General features: G+C 60.3%; 17 protein-coding genes and 1 pseudogene. 13 read left to right on the forward strand and 5 right to left on the reverse strand.

Going from position 1 to position 20,252, the window contains the following annotated elements; genetic code table 11:
• The first annotated feature begins 58 nt into the window (after positions 1 to 58).
• The 5 genes from EN859_RS04690 to EN859_RS04715 all read left to right on the forward strand — a co-directional run bounded on the left by EN859_RS04690 (position 59) and on the right by EN859_RS04715 (position 5,454).
• Positions 59 to 1,726 carry a hypothetical protein gene (locus EN859_RS04690; RefSeq protein WP_245525473.1) on the forward strand — a complete coding sequence of 556 codons (1,668 nt, stop codon included), beginning with the start codon at positions 59 to 61 and terminating at the stop codon, positions 1,724 to 1,726.
• 85 nt (positions 1,727 to 1,811) lie between these two features.
• Positions 1,812 to 2,141 (forward strand): hypothetical protein, encoded by a 330-nt coding sequence (locus EN859_RS04695; protein WP_127851747.1) that lies wholly within the window; start codon positions 1,812 to 1,814, stop codon positions 2,139 to 2,141.
• 887 nt (positions 2,142 to 3,028) lie between these two features.
• The gene (locus EN859_RS37990) at positions 3,029 to 3,208 is read left to right on the forward strand and encodes a hypothetical protein (RefSeq protein WP_189501700.1); all 180 of its coding nucleotides are present in this window, start codon (positions 3,029 to 3,031) and stop codon (positions 3,206 to 3,208) included.
• Between the two features lie 10 nt (positions 3,209 to 3,218).
• The gene (locus EN859_RS04710) at positions 3,219 to 3,428 is read left to right on the forward strand and encodes a hypothetical protein (protein ID WP_127851749.1); all 210 of its coding nucleotides are present in this window, start codon (positions 3,219 to 3,221) and stop codon (positions 3,426 to 3,428) included.
• 325 nt (positions 3,429 to 3,753) lie between these two features.
• A complete protein-coding gene (locus EN859_RS04715; RefSeq protein WP_245525474.1) occupies positions 3,754 to 5,454 on the forward strand; it encodes an amidohydrolase family protein in 1,701 nt (566 codons plus the stop codon).
• Positions 5,455 to 6,295: 841 nt separating this feature from the next.
• Here the strand turns inward: EN859_RS04715 and EN859_RS04720 are convergent.
• Positions 6,296 to 7,150 carry a LysR substrate-binding domain-containing protein gene (locus tag EN859_RS04720; RefSeq protein ID WP_127851751.1) on the reverse strand — a complete coding sequence of 285 codons (855 nt, stop codon included), beginning with the start codon at positions 7,148 to 7,150 and terminating at the stop codon, positions 6,296 to 6,298.
• Between the two features lie 216 nt (positions 7,151 to 7,366).
• Between EN859_RS04720 and EN859_RS04725 the strand changes: the two genes are divergently transcribed.
• From EN859_RS04725 to EN859_RS04755, 7 genes are all read left to right on the forward strand, one after another.
• The gene (locus tag EN859_RS04725; protein WP_127851752.1) at positions 7,367 to 8,965 is read left to right on the forward strand and encodes an ABC transporter substrate-binding protein; all 1,599 of its coding nucleotides are present in this window, start codon (positions 7,367 to 7,369) and stop codon (positions 8,963 to 8,965) included.
• Between the two features lie 63 nt (positions 8,966 to 9,028).
• Entirely contained in the window at positions 9,029 to 10,432 is a 1,404-nt protein-coding gene (locus EN859_RS04730; RefSeq protein ID WP_127851753.1) for an adenylosuccinate lyase family protein, read from the forward strand.
• Positions 10,433 to 11,416, forward strand: coding sequence for an ABC transporter permease (locus EN859_RS04735; protein ID WP_127851754.1), 984 nt, complete (start codon positions 10,433 to 10,435; stop codon positions 11,414 to 11,416).
• Positions 11,413 to 12,624, forward strand: coding sequence for an ABC transporter permease (locus EN859_RS04740; protein ID WP_127851755.1), 1,212 nt, complete (start codon positions 11,413 to 11,415; stop codon positions 12,622 to 12,624). The genes EN859_RS04735 and EN859_RS04740 overlap by 4 nt, the downstream gene beginning before the upstream one ends.
• An 8-nt stretch (positions 12,625 to 12,632) precedes the next feature.
• The gene (locus EN859_RS04745; protein WP_127851756.1) at positions 12,633 to 13,601 is read left to right on the forward strand and encodes an ABC transporter ATP-binding protein; all 969 of its coding nucleotides are present in this window, start codon (positions 12,633 to 12,635) and stop codon (positions 13,599 to 13,601) included.
• 4 nt (positions 13,602 to 13,605) lie between these two features.
• Complete coding sequence (locus tag EN859_RS04750; RefSeq protein WP_189501702.1) at positions 13,606 to 14,595, forward strand: ABC transporter ATP-binding protein; 990 nt, start codon at positions 13,606 to 13,608, stop codon at positions 14,593 to 14,595.
• 522 nt (positions 14,596 to 15,117) lie between these two features.
• Positions 15,118 to 15,792 carry a GNAT family N-acetyltransferase gene (locus EN859_RS04755; RefSeq protein WP_127851757.1) on the forward strand — a complete coding sequence of 225 codons (675 nt, stop codon included), beginning with the start codon at positions 15,118 to 15,120 and terminating at the stop codon, positions 15,790 to 15,792.
• Positions 15,793 to 16,232: 440 nt separating this feature from the next.
• Here EN859_RS04755 and EN859_RS04760 read toward each other — a convergent pair whose 3' ends face one another.
• From EN859_RS04760 to EN859_RS04770, 3 genes are read right to left on the reverse strand one after another with little or no spacing between them, the layout of a single operon-like run.
• Positions 16,233 to 17,804, reverse strand: coding sequence for an IS66 family transposase (locus tag EN859_RS04760; protein ID WP_127851758.1), 1,572 nt, complete (start codon positions 17,802 to 17,804; stop codon positions 16,233 to 16,235).
• Positions 17,805 to 17,858: 54 nt separating this feature from the next.
• Positions 17,859 to 18,212 (reverse strand): IS66 family insertion sequence element accessory protein TnpB, encoded by a 354-nt coding sequence (gene tnpB, locus EN859_RS04765; RefSeq protein ID WP_127851759.1) that lies wholly within the window; start codon positions 18,210 to 18,212, stop codon positions 17,859 to 17,861.
• A complete protein-coding gene (locus EN859_RS04770) occupies positions 18,193 to 18,678 on the reverse strand; it encodes a transposase (RefSeq protein ID WP_127851760.1) in 486 nt (161 codons plus the stop codon). Before EN859_RS04770 ends, tnpB begins: the two co-directional genes overlap by 20 nt.
• Before the next feature lie 273 nt (positions 18,679 to 18,951).
• Here EN859_RS04770 and EN859_RS04775 point away from each other — a divergent pair.
• Positions 18,952 to 19,218 (forward strand): annotated as a pseudogene (locus tag EN859_RS04775) (DUF3363 domain-containing protein); the annotation flags it as partial.
• A 4-nt stretch (positions 19,219 to 19,222) separates the two neighbouring features.
• Here EN859_RS04775 and EN859_RS04780 read toward each other — a convergent pair.
• Entirely contained in the window at positions 19,223 to 20,137 is a 915-nt protein-coding gene (locus EN859_RS04780) for a LysR family transcriptional regulator (RefSeq protein ID WP_127851827.1), read from the reverse strand.
• Positions 20,138 to 20,252 lie beyond the last annotated feature (115 nt).

Genomic DNA, 20,252 nt, shown 5'->3' on the forward strand with positions numbered 1-20,252 from the left:
GCGCGATTGCGATAGCCCTCCCCGAAAAAGCCCAATAATTCCATGCGGGAGGTCAACCATGACAACGAAATCCACATCGGTCGGCATCGCGGCCGCGCTGGCGGTGATGATCGGCATCTCGGCAAGCGCCGCCGCGGCCGATCGGGGCGCGGCAACGGAAGACGATCACGTGCACCCGCCGGCGGCCGGCGAGAAGCTCGGCGCGGTGCATTTCCCGGTTTCCTGCAATCCCGAGGCGCAGGCAGGCTTTAGCCGTGCCGTCGCGATGCTGCATTCCTTCTGGTACGAGGAGGCGGTCAAAGCCTTCACCGGCGTTGCCGAGGCCGATCCCGGCTGCGCGATGGCCTGGTGGGGCGTCGCGATGAGCCATTGGTATCCGCTGTGGTACCCGCCGAACCCCGCGGCCCTCAAGGCCGGGGCCGCGGCGGTCGCGAAGGCGGAGGCGGTCGGCGCCAAGTCCGAGCGCGAGCGCGGTTATATCGCGGCGATCGCCGCATTCTATCGCGACAGCGATAAGCTCGACCACCGCAGCCGGGCGCTCGCCTACGAGCACGCCATGGCAAGTCTCCACGAGCGCTATCCTGACGATCGCGAGGCCGCGATCTTTTATGCGCTCGCCCTCAATGCGACCGCCCTGCCCACCGACAAGACCCTAACAAACCAGAAAAAGGCGGCGGCGATCCTGGGGCCGATCTTCGCCGAGCAACCGAACCATCCGGGGGTCGCGCACTACCTGATCCACAGCGACGACGCGCCACCGCTGGCTAAAGCCGGGCTTGAGGCGGCGCGCCGCTATGCCGAGATCGCCCCCTCGGTGCCGCACGCCCTCCACATGCCGTCGCACATATTCACCCGGCTCGGCTACTGGCAGGAATCGATCGATAGCAATGTACGCTCGGCAGCAGCGGGCCAGGAATACGCCAAGACGGCGTTCGGCGAGGGCGTAGCCTGGGACCAGTCGCTTCATGCGATGGATTACCTCGCTTATGGCTACCTTCAGCTAGGCCAGAACCGAAAAGCAAAGGCGGTGCTTGACGACATCAGCGCCTTCAAAAAGGCGACCCCGGACAGCCTGCCCGCCGCCTATGCCTTGGCGGCCATCCCGGCCAGGTACGCGATCGAGAGACGCAACTGGGCGGAAGCGGCGAAGGTCGAACTCTCGCCGGCGACGTTCGCCTGGGACAAGTTCCCCTGGGCCACGGCAATGATCGCGTTCGCGCGGGCCCTCGGAGACGCGCATACCGGCGATCTTGCAACTGCCAAAGCCGAGATCGGTAAGCTGGCGGCCGCCCGCGATGCGCTGAAGGCGAACAACGAATACTGGTCCGACCAGGTCGAGGCTCAGCGGCAGGCTGCGGCAGCGATTCTCGCGCAGGCGGAAGGTCGCCAGGACGAGGCGCTGCGCGAGCTGCGCGCCGCCGCCGATCTTGAGGACGGGATGCAGAAGCATCCCGTGACGCCCGGCAGCATCGTGCCCCTGCGCGAGCTGCTGGGCGATCTCCTCCTCGAAATCGGCCAACCCGGCGCCGCGCTGGCCGAATACGAACGCTCGCTGAAGAGCGCCCCCAACCGGTTCCGCACCCTGTACGGCGCAGCCAAGGCGGCGAATGCGGCCGGCGATCCTGCGAAGGCCAAACAATATTTCGGCGAACTCACCCGGCTCGCCGGAAACGCCGACACGCCTCTCCCCGAACTTGCGGAAGCGACGGCCTATCTGGCGCGATGAACGGCATGTACGCCTCGCGGCGTCAGGAGAAGCTCCGCTCTAACCGGCGGCTCCTGACGCCGCAATTTTTCCATGCGGGAGCCTTGTGCAACGAAGAAACCGGCCTGCATTTTACCCACACGATTTCCGGCGGGTGTTTGTGCGGGCCTGCAAAAAAGCGCGGGTCCACTGGCTTACGATCAAGCGCCTGCTCAACCACGCCAAAGACAGCCGTGACGTGACGGAGAAACACTACTCGTCGGAGGAAGGTGATCTGTTCGAGGCAACACAAGCGGCCGCCGATAAGCTGGACAAGCAGTTCGGCTTGGTCAAAGCACCGGAGCCGGTGCAGGAGCCGCAGCAGCGCGTCTATCAAGCGGCGAACGGCAATCTCGCCCGCGAGGCCGCATCCAACGAGAATGCTGCGGCGCGGTGACGATTTCCTTATCTAAGCTATCACTAAGTGGTACAATCCACTTAGCCGCAGAGCGACCTAAACGTCCCCCTAGTCCCCGGGTCGCGGGCGAGTGAATTGGGGCCAGTCGCCCATGCTGGTGGCTGGTCCTCTTCTTGTGCTCACCAGCGATCCCGTTATCCTCTGAAAGCCCGGCTGCCCGGTCAATTACCGAAAACCATCCTGTCCGGCCCGAGGGGCCCACTCCAAAACGGGGTCCTTATTCCACGCCGAAACACACAGGTGGCTTTCATACTGGCATCGGTTGGTATCCAAGATTCGGACGTTGGCGTCGGCAAGGATGGGGTCTGCCTGCTCTGCTCGCTGTCTTCGGCGGCGCAGGCGCCGTCATTGCGGGCTATCTCATTGTGGAGCGGTTTCAGCAGTGGAAGGCGGGATGCACGACGCAACGTCGAGGAAAGTCCAAACAGGGCTAAAACAACTAGGCCCACCTATTCATCCCGCCAGATTACTCGACGCACCACTCTTATCTCGGCAAGCCGCCTAACACGGATTCCCTGGCGTTCTCGCGCCGAAGGGTTTTGCATCTCGACGTGCATGTACTCGTTCTTGTCGCAGCGCTCGCAGCTCATTTTGCTCCCCACCGACTCGGCTTCAATGTCTCCGAAGATTTCCCTCAGGTCACTCGGCTGGTACCAGCGCTTGACGTTGCAGAGGCCGCACTGGACGCGCACAAGCTGCCCACAATCATGGGCGTTGCCGAGCTTCCATTCGCTTCCGCGCCTGGGTCTTCCACCGGTATCGGGCATGACCCAAAATAGGAACCCATTCCTCTTTCGGTCAATTCGCGCTTGACAATTTTGTTCCTTTTTTGTTCTCTTTAGCCATGGAGCGTTGGAGTGACCGCCATGGACCACATTGTGACGCTGGACAGCCGCCAAGAGGCCGCCCTTCAGGCCGTCGCCGATAAGTTCGTTGCCGTGCACAAGGGCGATGTAATGAAGGCGCTCAAGGAAATGATCGTACTCAATGGGCACCTCCAGGACCGCCTCGACGCGTACACTGCACCGCGCCGGGCCAGCCGCTAGGAGGAACGAAATGGGCATCTACCATTTGGACGCAGAGGCCAAGGCGGAGTTGCATTTCGAGGCGATCAAGCTGATCGCCCGGTATGAGAGCCCGTTAGAGACCATAAAGGCGCTCATGGCTTACAATTGCGAATTGGAGACCCAAATTCTCGCCCTCGCTCACCGACATCCGGAGCTGGTTGCGATCAGCTTCGACCCCACGCCGCCAGTTGTGGAATGACAACAGTGGATAGCGTGCTGCCGACGCTTGCGTTCAGCGGCCTCCGCCCCGCGATCAACCAGATCTTCTAGCAAAGTGACTCACATGGAACGCCATCTTTATCGCGGCCGAGTTTGCCGGTGTTGCGCCATTTGCCGTAGCGCGTCGGACGAGCGGCAGGGCGCCCCCGACAACGTTCGGCAAAGGCGGATGCCAGATGGAAACTCATATACGGAGAATTATGGCGCCTCGGAAACACATTGAAGGCACGCAAAGCTTGCGCCGGTCACGGTCTCATGATTGCTTAAGGTTGAAAGTGGGGGATTCAATGCATCGCCGAGATTTCTTGAAGCAGACTTCGCTGTCTGTAGTTGCGCTTGCTGCGGGGTGTACGTCCGAAGATTCCACCGAGCCGGGTCAGGGGCTTCCAATAATCGACGCCCACTGCCACGTCTTTAATGCATCCGATTTGCCAACAACGCGCTTTCTTCGACAGGTCGTCTTCGAGGATTATCCAAAGCAATCGGCAACCCGGATCCTGGCAGTCCGCGATCCTGATGTCACCGACGAATTCATTCAGCTCATCCTGCGACTGCTCGGAGCCAATAACGCCCCCAGCGCCGATCAGGAGATCGCCTATTTGGCAACCGGTCGAAATGGTCTGCCAACCGCGCAATCAGCCGAGAGTGCGCGCGCAGCCGCGATTGAAGACACAGCGCAGCATCTGCTCTTCCTGGATCGGAGAAGAAGACGCGCCGCCACCATGGGAGGCCCCTCTGAACTGTCAAACCGATCACCGTTGCCGGAAGAAAAATTCCTGAACTATATGGTCGGGCAGCCGATGATGACCCTCCGGGCGGAGGAGCCACTTTCAACTGCACAAGCTCGTGCCGCAAGTCAGCGAGCATTCAATCGTCAAGATGCTGTTGGGCGATACTTAAACTGGTTCAGCCTCTTTCGGCTTTACCGGCATGTGTTGGCGGAACGGCTCATTTCCGACACGGAACGACAGGGCTTCCGGCCGGTCATGCTGACCCCCGCGTTGGTGGACTATGACGAATGGCTCTACGAGGACGTCGATGTCTCGCCGCTCACCCGGCAGATGGTGGTGATGGATCGCATATCGCAACGCATGGCGAAGACAAAGACAGGGCCTGTGCTTCATGCCTATATGGGCTTTGATCCGCTGCGGGAGGTTGCTTATCGCGCAGGCAAGAGCTCCGTCAGTTCGCTGACGACGGTCCGCACCGCCCTGGCAGAGCACGGATTCATCGGTGCGAAACTCTACCCGCCCATGGGATTTCGCGCTTCGGGCAACGAACCTCCCTATCCCAAGCGGACCGCCAAGGCCTTGGGCTTCGAGCCAAGTAAACAGCTGGATGCTGCGCTCCATGATCTCTACCATCTGTGCGTGGAACTGGATGCTCCAATCCTTGCCCATGGTTATGCATCGAACGGCTCAGGCCCTGACTACGCAAAACGAGGCGACCCCGCTTACTGGATTCCAATTTTCGAACAGTTTCCGACCTTGCGGGTTTGCCTTGCCCATTTCGGTGGCTTTGATGCGCGGTCTGCAGGGCGCGAAGGTATGCCCCTGCCTGAGGGCAGCTGGGAGTGGCGGCTCGGTGAGTTTATCAAATCTCACCCGCGGCAGAATGTTGTTGCCGACATCAGCTATTTCTCAGAAATTCTGACAGCCAAGGCCGATGCCAGAAAGTCACTCGCTACCTCCTTCAAACGCTGGTTGACAGAATTCGACTCTGGTTGTGACCACATCCTCTTTGGGAGCGACTGGATCATGCTGGGTAAGGAGGCCGGTTACGACCATTACATAGAAAGCATCAACGCCTTCTTGCGGACTGACTGCAACTTGTCCGACGACGCTTGCGACAAGATTTTCCGACGCAATGCAATGCGATTTCTTCCACTCGAGCGCGGGAGTCAGGGGCGGAACCGTCTCGTTGCCTACTATCGAAAAAATGGGCTCGATGACTCACGCTTGCCGTCGGCGAGCACGCGGCTCCTGGCAGACTTATTCGGGCGCTAGCCAAGGGCCGCGTAAATAACTCTGGGGCCGAATGCTGACTAAAACCTATCCGATATTGTGCATCGCAGGGAAATTGCTGATTGGCGCACGTCAGGATAGCTCTGCAGCGTTTCGAGGCCTCAGGGCGGCACCTTCGCCAAATGCCCGCGACGACGCGCGCTAGCGGGCCCTCGCAGGGGCTGTTTGGCGGCCGCTCGCAATTCGACCAAGCGGGTGCCCCCGCGCAATGTCGTCGTCGCAATGGCCCGTGGCTGCCTCAGGCGAGCCCGCCAGCGCGTTTTTTGGGCGCACGCGGTGCGAGGGGCCGGGCGAGGGCAATCGCGCGCGCTGGCACGCCCTGTAAATGGTTCGATGCGTTAGATTCCATCCACTAGAGATATTCGGAGCTCGGTTTGCTGAGAATTCTGATCAAAGCGGCCATTTTCTCGCACCCGCAGCCTTGTTTCATTGGAAAAGGGGCGTCCGGCGTGTCTGCTTTCGGGGGGTGGCAAGCTGAATTCTACGGCAGAGATGAAGGCGCAAAGCTGCTACTCCCCGAGCGTAGCGCCAAGATCTGCCGAGGGTCACGGTCTGCCGCTGGGCGGTCGCGAAGGAAAGAGTATTGAAAGGGGTCAGATCTTCTCTTTGGCCTGATCGTGATGGATACGAACCCGGCACAGCTCCGCTGTTCGGTTCCGGTCCGCAATCTTATGCAACATGACTCGATGTCGGTCGGCAACTCCGCGCCACGAAACAGCCGTTCCCTGAGTGGGGTGGGATGTCCGTTTTCGCGCCAAAGAGGGTCGATCGGTGCGGTTGGAATATCTTGGTTGAATTTGTGATGTGGATGATTCCTTGACCTTTATTGGGCCACGGCCTCTCGAAGCCAGTTGCGAAAGTTCCGGAAACCGTTGGATCGCAGTTTCGATTCGTGGAATACGAACGAATAATAATCGCGTACCACGTCATTTGCAAATAGAGCTACCAATTGCTTGTTCATGAGTTCCTGCTTTACCAGGGTTAGCCTTACGATGGCGATGCCGAGCCCCTCGATTGCGGCCGGCAATTCGAGGCCCGAACTTTCAAAATCAATGAAGCGCGTGTTGGAGAAGATCCTGGCGGCACGCGGGCCGAGCCAGCACTCCCAGTTCTTGGTGAATTCCGCCGAACGCAGAAGGACGTGGTGCTCCAGATCGTCGGGACCGGCCAGCGGCGGAGCTTTGCGCAGATAGGACGGGCTGCAAACCGGGGACAAGTCCCCGTCGGCGAGGATTTCCGACACGTAGCCCTTGGACGTAACGTCGGTTCCGACCCGGATCGCCCCGTCCATAATGCCGTCGTCCTCTCCGCCGATAACGAACTTCACTGCGATTTCAGGATGAGTTGCATAGAGCGTCCCGAGCACCGGCAGGACACATTTCTGAAGAAAGACCCTCGGAGAACCGATGACAAGCGGCCGGCTGCCGGCACTGGCCGAAATATCCTGAGTCACGAAGCGGATTTCGCCCAAAGCGGCATGTATTTTCGACCAATACTGCTTGCCAGCTTTGGTGAAAACAATACGGCGGTGGGCGCGCTCGAAAAGCGGGCAGGCCAAAAACGATTCGAGATTGCGCACCTGGCGGCTGACCGCGCCGGGCGTTAGGCACAATTCCTCCGCCGCTTTGGCGACGCTCAGATGCCGGCCGACCGCTTCGAATACCGGAAGCGATGTCATCGGCGGCAGGGTCCTGATCGGCTTTCGATTCAACAAGTACAGCCTGCTGCCGCCCGCCACCCACACGGAAACCCCGTAGGATTTCTCCTGGCGAGAAAGTAGGCGATCATTGAGTAAAACTCAACTGAATGCAAAAAATTTCGATTTTCGCCAGCCTGCGGGCTTCCTATCGTCTGGCGCGACCGTTGGCCTCCGACGGTTGATTGGGAGGATAGTATGGAAAAGACAAAGTTCGGGCTGGCTCTCGCCGCCGCCCTGTCGCTTGCCCCGATTTCGGCTAAGGCTGAGGAACTACGCGTCGGGCTTGCGGCGATTGCAACGTCGGTGGATCCGCATTTTCACCGCGCGGGATATAATTTCGATCTTCGCGAAAATATTTCCGACGCACTTGTCTATGCGAACGGAGCTACGGGAGAAGTGGAGCCGCGGCTGGCAGCATCCTGGGAAATCACCAGCGATACAAATTGGCTCGTCATCCTCGAACCCAAGGCGAAGTTCGACAACGGCAATCCGCTGGGGGCAGACGACGTCATCTATTCGCTTTGCCGGGTGCGGAACGTCCCTAACAGTCCTGGCCTGTACAGCGGCTTCATCGAGACGGTCGCCAATGTCACCGACGCGGGCAACGGCAAGATAATGATCGAAAGCCGAGAGCCGGATCCCAACCTTCTGCGCAACCTCAGCAATATCGGCATCGTCGAAAACCCGACCGGCCGGACGCTCACCTACGACGACAAGACCTGCGGCAATGACAGTTGGCTCGACACCAACGGGTTCAACAATGGCACGGTCTCGGCAGGCATCGGCCATTATCGCGTCACCAAATTCACGCCCGATGTGGAAATAGTGCTCCAGCGTAACGATCAGTATTACGGCAAGCCGGCGCACTATGACACGGTGGTGATCAAGGCGTTGCCCGACAACAGCGCCCGTATCGCGGCTCTGCTCGGCGACTCGGTGGACGTAATCAACTCCGTGCCGATCAACGCCGTGGAGAGCGTCCAATCCGCGGGCAAGTTCCATCTTTCCTCCACGCCTTCGACCCTGCTGATATTCCTGCTGGCCGACCAGCATCAGGAGCCCACGCCCAAGGTTTCCGATGCGGACGGCAAGAACCCGTTCCTCGATCCGCGTGTGCGCAAGGCGCTCAATCTGGCGATCAACCGTAATGAAATCGCCGAAACGGTAATGGGCGGCATGGCTCAGCCCGCCGGCCAGATCATTCTCGACGGCATTTTCGGGCACAATCCGGATCTAGCGCCATATCCCTACGATCCAGCCAAGGCCAAGGCGCTGCTCGCCGAAGCCGGCTATCCGAACGGCTTTTCTCTCGTGCTGAGCGCGCCCAGCGATCGCTACGTCAACGGTGCCCAGGTTGCGCAGGCGGTGGCCGCGATGCTCTCGCAGATCGGTCTCCAGGTGACGCTCGAGACGTTCCCGCGCAGCATCTATTTCACCAAGGCCAGTGACTACGAATTCAGCCTCTATCTCGCCGGTGCGGCAGCCGACACGGGCGAAGGGTTGAGCCAGATGATCAATCTGGCCGGCACCCGCGATCCGGATCGCGGGTGGGGCGGGGCGAACCGTGGCCGGTATTCGAGCGAGGTCACCGACAAGCACCTGGCGCAGGCGCAGGCCACGCTCGACGATGCCGAACGCGAAAAGCTGATCCAGGCCGCCTCAAAGCAGGTTTACGAAGACGACGGCTACGTACCGCTCTACCACGAGCTTGGCGTCTGGGCGGTCCGCAACGGCATCCAATACGAAGCCAACGCTAACCTCATCAATATCTTCTACACCGCTCGTCCCGAATGACGCGCTGCGGGAAGGCGGGCCGCCGATTGCCGCGCCTTCCCTTTCAGGAAAGTTCCGAGCCAAATGGGCACCGAATTCAACGACGCCTTGTCGTCGCAATATGACTACAGGGGTCTGCGCGAAGCCTTCTCGCCTGCGTCGACGTACCACGCATTTCTCGATGTCGAGAAAGCGGTCGCATCGGCCCAGGCCGAACTAGGCATGATCCCTGCGGCGTCGGCCGAAGTGATCATCCAGAACTGCCGGTACGAGCGGCTCGACATGGACCGGTTGGCCAAAGGCTACAGCACCACTCGCCATCCGCTGATGCCGCTCATCAACGAGCTCGTCCGGCTTTGCGGGCCGGCGCATGGGGGTTATGTGCATTGGGGCATCACCACGCAGAATGTCGTACAGACAGGGCTCCTGCTGCTGGCCAAGCGCGCGCAGGAAACGCTGGACGTAATCGTGGCCGACATCCTGCGGCATCTGGGACGACACGCCCGTACGCACGCGACGACGGCCATGGCTGGCCGGACCCATTACCGCCATGCGGTGCCGATCACCTTCGGTTTCAAGGTCGCCGTCTGGATCGAGGAATTCCTGCAGGCTATCGACCGCCTACACGAAGCGCAAAAGCGCGCCTTCGCCGTCATGACCGGCGGCGCGGTCGGCTGCTTTTCGGCCTTGGGAAAAAAAGGGCCGGCTTTCCAGTCGCGGGTCGCCGAATTGCTGGGCATGGAGGAGATGGCCATCCCGTCGCGGGCCATTCGCAGCCATATCTGCGAATACGTCAACGCATTGAGCCTACTGGCGGCCGCATGTCACAAGATAGCCGAGGAGATCTATCAAAGCGGCTCGGAAGAATATGGCGAACTCCACGAACAGCGGGTCGAAGGGTCGATCGGCTCGTCAACCATGCCCCAGAAGATCAATCCGATCCTCGGCTATGGCATCATTTCCGGCAGCAACAAGCTTTACGCGCTTGCGGGGATGTTGATGGCCAGCGCCCATCGCCCCTTCGAGTCGGATGGCAGCACCAACCAGCTTTTCGAGGACAGCCTGGCAGAGGTTGTCCAGACCGTTGGCGAGATACTGGTCCGGACCGAATTGCTGGTCCGGGACCTCGACGTTGACACTATCAGGATGCGCGAAAATCTCGACCTGTCGCAGGGCGCGATCTTCGGCGAAATGGCAATGATGCGGCTGGGCGAAACGCTGGGCAAGCACATGGGGCACGAACTCGTCCATGAGGCGGCCATAGCGGCTCAAACCAAGGGCGTGTCTTTCCTTGACGAAATCCTGCATCTGCCGGGCGGGACCTCGCTGAGGGCGGAGATCAAGCACAGGCTGGAGGGTAATGGCGCCAACGGAATATGCGCCGAATATGCCATTTACTTCGGTTCGCTGGTCGAGGACCTGACGATGAATTCCTTGCCTGCGATCGGGGAGCGCCGGATAAACGCCTTTCTCAAGGCCGAACCGTAAATGCTGTCCTTCGTCTTGAAGCGCTTGCTGCAAAGCGTGATCGTGATGCTCTTGCTCTCGATCGTCATTTTCGTGGGCTTGTGGCTGATCGGCAATCCGGCCGACGTGTTGATCTCTTCCGAGGCGACCGAGGCCGACCGGCTCGCAGCGATAAAGGCTCTCGGACTCGATAAGCCTTTGTGGCAGCAATATCTCATCTTCCTGGGCAATGCTGTCCAGGGGGACTGGGGTACATCCTTCGTCTACAAGGAGCCGGTCACCACCATCCTGCTCCAGCGCCTTCCGGCCAGTGTGGAACTGGCGGCGGTGGCCTTCGTCATCGCGATTACAGTTTCAATTCCCGCCGGGCTTTATGCAGGCCTGCGGCCCGATTCAGCACCGGCGCGCGCGATCATGGCGTTTTCATTGGTCGGCGTCAGCATCCCGACCTTCTGGCAGGGCATGCTGCTGATCATCGCCTTCGGCATCGCCATACCCATCCTGCCGGTCGGCGACCGTGGCGACATCGCCACTTATTTCGGCATCACGAGCAGCCTGTGGACGCTCGACGGATGGTCGCATGTCGTGTTGCCGGCCTTCAGCCTCGCGCTTCTCAAGATGTCGCTGCTGATCCGTGTCACCCGCGCCGCGACGGTCGAGGTGTCGCATCTTGATTTTGTCACCTTCGCCTATGCCAAGGGCGTACGGGCCTGGAAGGTCGTGATAGGGCACATCCTGCGCAACGCGCTGATCCCGTTGGTGACCGTCATCGGCATCGAAGTGGGCAACCTGCTCGCCTATGGCGTGATCACCGAGACGGTCTTTTCCTGGCCGGGACTCGGGAAGCTTCTGATCAATTCGATCAAGGTCCTCGACCGCCCCCTCATCGTGGCGCAACTGACCTACACGGCGCTGCTCTTCATCTTCATCAACTTCGTCGTCGATATTCTCTACACGGTCATCGACCCGCGCGTGAAATCGGTCATGGGGCGGCAGGTGACATGAGTTTGGCCGCGATGGACGAGTTCGGCCGCCACTTCGCCGAAAGCCGTGTCGCGGTGGCGAGCCTGCTGGTGAGCCTCGCCTTCCTGCTCTGCGCCATCTTTGCGCCGGTGATCGCGCCGACTAATCCCTATGACCTGTCCCAACTCCAGCTTGCCGATGCCTTGAAACCCGTCGACTCGCCGAAGGTCGTGCCCGGCGAGGAATTGCGCGTAAGGGTAACAGTTGCGAACGGCACCGCCACGTTCGAGGATTTGCCCGAGGGCAGCGTAATCAAGGCAATCACTGCAGAAGCTTGCGGAGAAAAATGCCTCGACGCCGGCGTCGAGCCCGCCGATGTCGACCTCGAAAGCCTGCAGATTCGTGGTTTGCCGCCCGGGCTAAGCGTAGAAGGTGCGAGCAAGCATCCGGTCCAGCCCTGGTGGACCGTTGCGGCTCCTGCCGACGGCAAAGCTAGAATCGTGGCCGAAGGCGCCTTTCCTTCAGATGTCAGCTTTCTTGCCATCGTCAAATCCGCGCCGCACGAGACCGGGTTTGTCTTCCGTCTGGGCACTGACAGTTTCGGCCGCGACATGCTCTCGGCCATTCTCTACGGTATCCGGATCAGCGTCATCGTCGGCCTTGTCGCGGCCGGTACGGCCATGGTCCTCGGGATCGGCCTTGGCCTGCTGGCGGCCTGGATGGGCGGGACAGTAGATGCCATCATCATGCGCGCGGTCGATTTCATGCTCGGCTTTCCGGCCTTGCTCGTTGGGCTGGCCGTGCTTGCCATTCTCGGCAACGGAATCGACAAGGTCGTCTTCGCCATCATTATCGTGCAGTGGTCCTATTACGCGCGCACGACCCGTTCGGTGGCGATGGCGGAACTGGGCAAGGAATACGTGGAGGCGGCCAAAACCCTTCGCTTGTCGCCCGTGCGCATCATGCTGCGCCACGTCCTGCCCAATTGCCTGCCGCAAGTCATCGTCCTGTTCACGCTCAACATCGCCTCGGCGATTTCACTTGAATCCTCACTCAGCTTTCTGGGTGTTGGCCTGCCCCTCACGCAACCTTCGCTCGGCATGCTGATCGCCAACGGCTACGAATTCATCTTCTCGCAGAAGTACTGGATCAGCCTCTATCCCGGCATCGTGCTGCTCGCGATGATCGTGGCGGTGAACCTGCTAGGCGACAGGCTAAGAGACCTCAACAACCCGCGACTGGCCCGGTGAGGTGGGCGATGACGGAAGCGCTCCTCGATGTCGAAAAACTCAATACCTGGTTCTATACCCGCAAAGGCATCGTCAAATCCGTGCGCGACGTTTCCTTCGATCTTCGCCGTGGCGAGGTTCTGGGGATCGTCGGGGAATCCGGATCGGGAAAATCGGTCACAGGCATGTCCATCATGGGGCAGATCGATGAACCGGGCCGGATCGTCTCAGGCTCGATCAAACTCGCCGGCGAAGAACTCACCACACTCAGCTTCACCCAGATGCGCCATTATCGCGGCAAGCGCATCGCCATGGTCTTCCAGAACCCGCTGATGACGCTCAACCCGGTCATGCGCATTCGCGACCAAATGTTCGAGGCCATCGGCGAGCACGAAAACGTCGCGCGAAAGGAAATACACCGCCGCTGCGTCGATGCGCTGTCGGCGGTCGGCATCCCGTCGCCCGAGGAACGGCTCAACGCCTATCCGCACGAATTGTCCGGCGGCATGCGCCAGCGCGTGGTGATCGCAACAGCCCTGCTGCTCGGGCCCGACATGATCATCGCGGACGAACCCACGACCGCGCTCGACGTCACTATCCAGGCCCAGATCATTTACCAGATCCGCCGGCAAATCGACCAGCGCGGGCTCGGCATGATCTGGATCTCCCACGACCTGTCCACCTTATCGGAACTCGCCGACCGGATCATGGTCATGTATGCCGGAGCCACGATGGAGATCGGAACCACCGAGGAGATCATCGGCCTCGCGCGCCATCCCTATACCCGCCGGCTGCTCGAATCCGTCCCTTCTCGCAACAAGCCCGGAGAGAAGCTGCAGCAGATACCGGGCAATATGCCCTCGCTCCTCTCTCTGGGGCAGGGATGTCCTTTTGCCAGCCGATGCGAGCGCGCCACGGCGATCTGCAACGAGACGGTTGCGCCGACGCAACTGTCGGACACGCATCGCATCTGGTGCAATCATCCGTTCGAGGATTGAGCCTTTGCAACAGACGATCCTTGAGGTTCAGGACCTGTCGCGCAGCTTTCGTAGCGGACGCGACCCGCTTCGTCGCCTAGCGGACTGGCTTTCCGGCATCGAGCCGCCTGTTGTACGGGCAGTCGAGAATGTCACGCTCAGCATCAGCCCGGGAGAGACCCTTGGAGTGGTCGGCGAATCTGGCTGCGGCAAGTCAACGCTCGCCCGGATGATCGCTGGCATTCTGCCGATCTCTTCGGGCCGGATGCGGTTCCGCGGCGAACCCTACGAGAGCCTGCTATCGCGCAAACGCGATGCGCTCAAGATCCAGATGGTGTTCCAAGACCCGCTCTCCTCGCTCAATCCGAGGCTCAAGGTTCGCGACATTATCGGTGAGGCTGCGGTCGTGCACGGCATCGTGCCGCGATCGAAAATTCGCGATTACGTCGCCGACCTTCTCGCCCGCGTCGGCCTGCCTCCCGAGGCCGCAGGCCGCTATCCGCACCAATTCTCGGGCGGCCAGCGCCAGCGAGTGGGCATCGCCCGTGCATTGGCGGTCAATCCCGAAATTCTGATCTGCGACGAGGCGGTGGCCGCTCTCGACGTTTCGGTCCAGGCGCAGGTTATCAACCTGTTCATGGACATCAAGCGCGACAGGGGGCTGACCATGGTGTTCATAAGCCACGACCTGGGCGTAATCCGGCACCTCTGCGACCGCGTTGCGGTAATGTATCTGGGGCGTGTGGTGGAACTCGCCAAAACCGAGGACCTGTTCGCCGCCCCAACTCATCCCTATACCCGCATGCTATTGGAGGGCATGCCCAGGATTTCACTAAAGCGGCGGGAATTTCTGCCGATCCAGGGCGAAATTCCCTCGCCCCTCGCGCCGCCGAGCGGGTGTCACTTTCACCCCCGCTGTCCCATCGCCACACAGCAATGTCGGCAAGTTCGTCCCGAATTGCGTGAGATGGCGCCGGGCCATGTCCACCGGTGTCTGAACGCGGTAGCCAGTTAGCCCGCAGCCTGACGCGCCAAGCTTCAAAACAGCGCCAGAGCGTATGTGTCTTCCTATCACCTTGCAAGTGATGTGACCCGTGTCGTCGAGATGACCAGCCAGTCGAAAGATACCAGAAAACTTTCGCGCTTTCGCGCAGCTCGAAGACATGTAGCAACGTCCGGCTAACCGCAACGTCAACGGCGGCGGTTGTCCTCGACGTCTGTCTTTCGCGACGACGCGTGCCATCCGTGTCCGATTTCTTACCGCCGACGAGTTCCGCACTGCAATCTTATGCGACTTTTGAAGCACAGATCATGAACATGGAGAGGCGCTCCGGCATGTTTGACGTGGACCGCCTTGAGGTCAGATTGGGCCGGAAGCCGTCGATCCGCTTCTCAGCAAATATCCGAAAGCGGATGCTCGTTCGGGAAGCTATCGGTGCGAAGCCGCATCGGATACGGATTCAAGCCAAGGTGCTAGGAGACACGGCATGGGTGGATCAACATCTCACGAAACGAGCAGGATGCTACAGGGGTCCCAATGGCATATGAAATCGTCCCCGCGACTGAAGCGACGATGGCTGAGGTCGAGGCGTGGCTCGACGTAGAGGAATCTATCTACAAGACTGCTATCGAGGCTTGGGAAGCCGGAGGATACGTCGGTGACGGGCCGCCCCGCGGCTTCCGCTGCAATTGGGACTCGGTCAAGCGGACCTGGAGCGAGGGCAACGCCCGTGTCGATATCCTCATGGTGGACGGTCACGCCGTCGGGATCCTCGACGGTACGGACATCTTGGAGATCAGGCCCGACCTCCGGAGGGAAGGCTACGGGCGCCTCCTGGCGGACTTCATGGTCGACGTCGCCCACAACGAAGGGCGCTCGGTCCTCGAAATCGAGATCGCGCCATGGACCGCGGAGCCCTTCTGGAAGCGCATGGGTTTCACCGTCGTGCCCGACCGTCGAGGCAGCGGCGGCGGAATTTACGCCTACCGAATCCTCCACAAGGTCTACAGTCTTTCCGACGGCGAGCGGGTCTCCTTCTCCATCCAGTTCTATTCGGAGCACGAGCGGTACAGGGAAAATCCGAAGCCTTTCTCTCGGTTTTCAGGTATGGGCGAACGTCTGCCAGACGGGAGCGTCCAGCTGCCGAGCGGGCATTCTGCTTCGAGCCTATCCACAGTCAGCACGGAGACTACTTCGTCAGCATCGAGCTAGGCGGCGAGGCGATTCACTTCGACAAGGTCAAGTACGAGACGAGCAAGGCCAACGGTATCCGGCTAGATGCCGGCTATACGTACTTCATCGACCGCATCACACCGCAGTCCTCGCCCGACTAGGACTCGATCTGTGGAGGTAGCCAGCGCTGCGCTCCGAGGGCGTGCACCGCCCCATCGAAGACGAAGGCGACGCTGAAGCGCGCGGTACATGCAGCTGCGAAATAAGTGTTCCAGTTGGGGGCCGCAAAGAGACCGTCCGCTTTTAGAGTGGGTGGCCAATAAAACCGGACTTACGTGAGATTTGGACACACAGTTTCGGTTCGAATCTCGCCCGGCGGGCCGAAAGCGACGAATAGAGGTAAGCGCTAATTTCCCAGCACGTTGACGCCCCTTTCCACGATTGATCGCCTTCGGATCGGTTCAAGGCGTGGAGTTGGATCAGGCTGCGGCGGTTTTAGGGAAGTTGAAGGGGAGCAGATCGTCGATATCGGCGTCTTCGGCACGCTGAGGCAATTGCGTGAGGGCGTGGCGCAACCACGCTAACGGCTCGACGCTACAGGCGCGGCAGCTCAGCATCAGGCTGTAGATGACGGCGCTGGCCCTTGCTCCGTCCACGGTGTCGCTGAACAACCAACTCTTTCGGCCAGTGGCAAAAATCCTGATGTCGCGCTCCAGAAGATTGTTGTCGATCGGCATCCTGCCATCTTCGGTGTAGCGCGTCAGATATTCCCACTGGTTCAGGGTATAGGCGACAGCATCGCCGAGCTTGCTGTCAGGCAAGACCTTCGGGGCGATTTCGTCGAGCCATTGCTTGAGAGCGTTCAGGATGGGTACGCTGTGTTGCTGGCGAAAGCGGCGAATGCTGTCGGCCTGCGTCTCGCCGTCCTCGGGCTTTTCGTCCCGCACCTGTCTCTCAACCCGATAGAGCTGTTCGAAGAACCGGAGCGCCTGCTCCGGCGGTCCGCCACCTTTCTTTCTGGCCTTGAGGGCGTCGACAAAGCGCCGTCTGGAATGGGCCATGCATCCAAGATGGGTTGCCCCCTCCAGCGTGCGCCAGCCGGAATAGCCGTCGCTCATCACTATGCCGCGGTAATCGCCGAGGAAGGCCTGCGGGTACATCTGCCCGCGTCCCGGCTGATAATCGAGAAGCACGATCGGCTCGTCACTGTGCTCGCCACTCCGATAAGCCCACATATACGATGTGCTGGTGGCTTGCCTGTCCTTTTCCTTCAGCACCTGAACCGTCGTCTCGTCGCCATGGATGAGGGATTGCGATCGAAGCCGCAATTTGAGCGCGTCATAGATGCGATGCAGATGCTTCTCGCTCGAGCCGATCACCCAGTGACCCAGAGCCCCTCGGCTGACAGGAACACCTGCGCGCTCGAATGTCTGCGCCAGACGGTAGAGCGGTGTGCCGTCGACGTATTTGTGAACGAGCGCGAAGGCGAGCGTCGAGGCAGTGGCGATGCTGCCCGGCAAGGGCTGCGTCGGCATCGGCGCGGTCACAACAGGCGTGTTGATCCCGGTGCGGTCGCAATGGCGGCATGCATATTTGAACCGCACATTCTGCAAGACCTTTGCCTTCACCTCGATATGAAGTTGTTCGGTAACGGTCTCACCCATGCGATGCATCTGGCCGCGACAGCAAGGACAAGCCTTCTGGGCGTCGGGAAGGTCATACTCGACGCGCTCGCGCGGCAGATTTTCCGGCAGCGGTCTGCGACCGCGCTTCTTTCCCGTCGTGCTTTCGACGGATGGCAATCCTGTGTCCGGAAGGTCGACGACATCGCTCTCTTCGCTGTCGGCGTCATCCTCATCAGCAGCCTGTTCGGCTTCATTGAAGAGGCGATCAACGTGCTTTTCGCTGCGCGGCGCAAAACGATGCAGCCGCGCAAGCGCCAGTTCTTCCTCAAGTTTGACGACGTGTTCGGTGAGCTGACGGTTCTGCGCCTGCAGCGCAGCAATGTGCGCCATCAACTCCTCAACAGTCGGTTCGCCTGTCCGATTCATCAGATTCTTGAATCGAAAGCATACCGCTGCGTCAACTGCACAATTCGACAGCCGTCAGCCAGCAACCTGATATTGCCGCACCGGATGGCGGACCATTGCATCGATATCGATGCCGTCGAGCAGCCAGTGCAATTGCTCGGTCGTAAGCGCGACGACCTTCTCCTGGCGGCGGGGCCATCGGAACTTGTCTTCGGTCAGCCGCTTCAGGACGAGAACAAAGCCCGACCGATCGAAGAACAAGAGCTTCATCCGGTCGCGGCGGCGATTGCAGAACGCATAAACCGCCGGAGCAAATGGATCGAGCGCCATCGTCTCCTGAACCAGCACCGCAAGGCTGTTGATGCCGGCCCTGAAGTCGATCGGCTCGCGGTGCAGGTAGACCTTCAGATCAGCGTTGAGTCTGAACATGACCCAACGCTCCGATTACCGCTGCCAACGCATCCACATCACCGCATTCCAGCGCCAGCTTCACCCCGTTCGGCAGTGAAGCGTTCACCTTGGCTGGAGAGGAAAAAGGGGCGATCCTTTCGGGTTCTGACCGCCGCACTTCACCACGAGTGGCCGGCAGATCCAGCGCAGCCGCGCTGCTCTGTCTCGACATGGCCCGATCGGCAGCACTTTCAATCTGAACCGGGATAAACGCCGGCGTGGGAAGCGGCGGGCTTGGCAACGTTTCCTTCTTCGCCAGCCGCTGTTTGCGTATCCACTTCCACAAAAGGTTAGCATTGACCCCATGTTCGAGCGCAAGACCCGATACCGACGCGCCTGGCTCAAGGCAGGCCGCGACGAGGCGGTCTTTCGATACCGGGTCGTATCGGCGTCGCCCGTTGCGACCCACAAGCCTCACACGCAGTTTCTGATCATCTTCTTCCATGACTTGGCGTCCACCTCTTTTAGGTGGACACCTCATGCCTCAGCACACTCAACAGCAGAAGGTGCGGAGAAATTCGCGCTTACGAATAGAGAACTACATCTACGCTATAGCCTTCCAAAAAAAGACATCTGAACCAGTGCTGCCCGTCCCGAGTGCCGTATGTCGGCGCATAGCCCTTTGGAGCGTTGATACGTATGAGCGTCCTCATGTTCGAAGTGAGCGATTGCCGCCGCGCGTGAGGTGCGGTCTAAAACGATATGTCCTTCACATTGGGAGCGCGAGGTGGCCCGCAACGGCTCGGCGCTGGCGCAGGAGAACGAAGCCTTTCCGTGCTGCCGCCGATTAACGGTTGCGGGCACCTTCATCGGGGCCGTGCAGCTATCCAGCGGCAAGTTCGCCATTGTCGAAAAGTCCCACGAGTTCACGCTTGTCCCGTGGCGGCCGGTCATTGACCGTCAGCTCGGTCGCGAGGTCGCGGGCATCATGCAGGGCGGATCGGTGTCTTGGCAGTTGGAGCGGCAGCGGGGATTGGGGCTTTAGCCCCTCAAACCCATTGACCAACTTCACTAAGCACCCGGCGTAGCCATTGATGTCCTGGGTCGGCATCGTGTCGTGCGTGCCAAGTCTGCACCACTCGGAATGTAGGAATATCCAGTGGCGGCGGAAAAAGTTGGAGCGGCAGCCGCCCGGCCAACGGTGCGAAGAGACGACGGGGTTCCGTTGCCACGAGGTCGGAGGCATCGACCAGCATCGGCGCCATCAAGAAGTGGCCGACCGTCACGACGACATTCCTCTTCAATCCTTTCTCGGTGAGCACAGCATCGACATAGCCGCTCGGATTGCCCGTCATCGAAACCTGAAGATGGCGAAGCGAGAGGTAAAGGTCGAGGTCAAGCCTTTCGCCCAGATCGGGGTGATCGCCACGGCCGGCGCAGATGAAGTCCTCTTCGTAGAGCAGTTCCTCTCGCATATGGGTCGGCGGCTGCGGGAAGTTGCCTGCGATGAGTTCGACTGCGCCGTCGTCCAGCATCGGCAAACCGACGCTGCGGCTCGTGTTGCGGATCACCAGAGAAACGCCTGGTGCTTCGCGATCGAGCCGTGCGGTCAGACGCGGTAGCAGCACGAAAGCGGCATAATCGGAGAGACCGACCACGAATTGCCGAGTGCTTTCGGTCGGATCGAACGAGCGCCCGCCAAGCAGGACGCCCTCAACCTGTTCAAGAATCGACCGCACACTTGGCGCGATCTCCTGCGCCAGCGGCGTCGGCATCATGCCGCGCGGTGATCGGACGAACAGTGGGTCTCCGAACAGAGCCCGGAGGCGATTGAGGGAATGGCTGACAGCCGGCTGAGTCAACCCAATTCGCTCGGCCGCGCGCGTAGCGTGCCGTTCTGCAACGAGGGCGTCGAAGACGACCAGCAGATTGAGATCGACGTTGGCGATATGAACCTTCTTCATCACGGTGATACTAATAATGAATTGGATTTATCGCAAGCATCTCAGCAATGTTCGGCACGAATGAAAGCGGGGGCGGACAGCAGAGTGGGAGAATATGAGTGCCAGGTTCCGATTC

The sequence above is a fragment of the Mesorhizobium sp. M00.F.Ca.ET.216.01.1.1 genome (assembly GCF_004010325.2).
GTDB lineage: Bacteria > Pseudomonadota > Alphaproteobacteria > Rhizobiales > Rhizobiaceae > Mesorhizobium.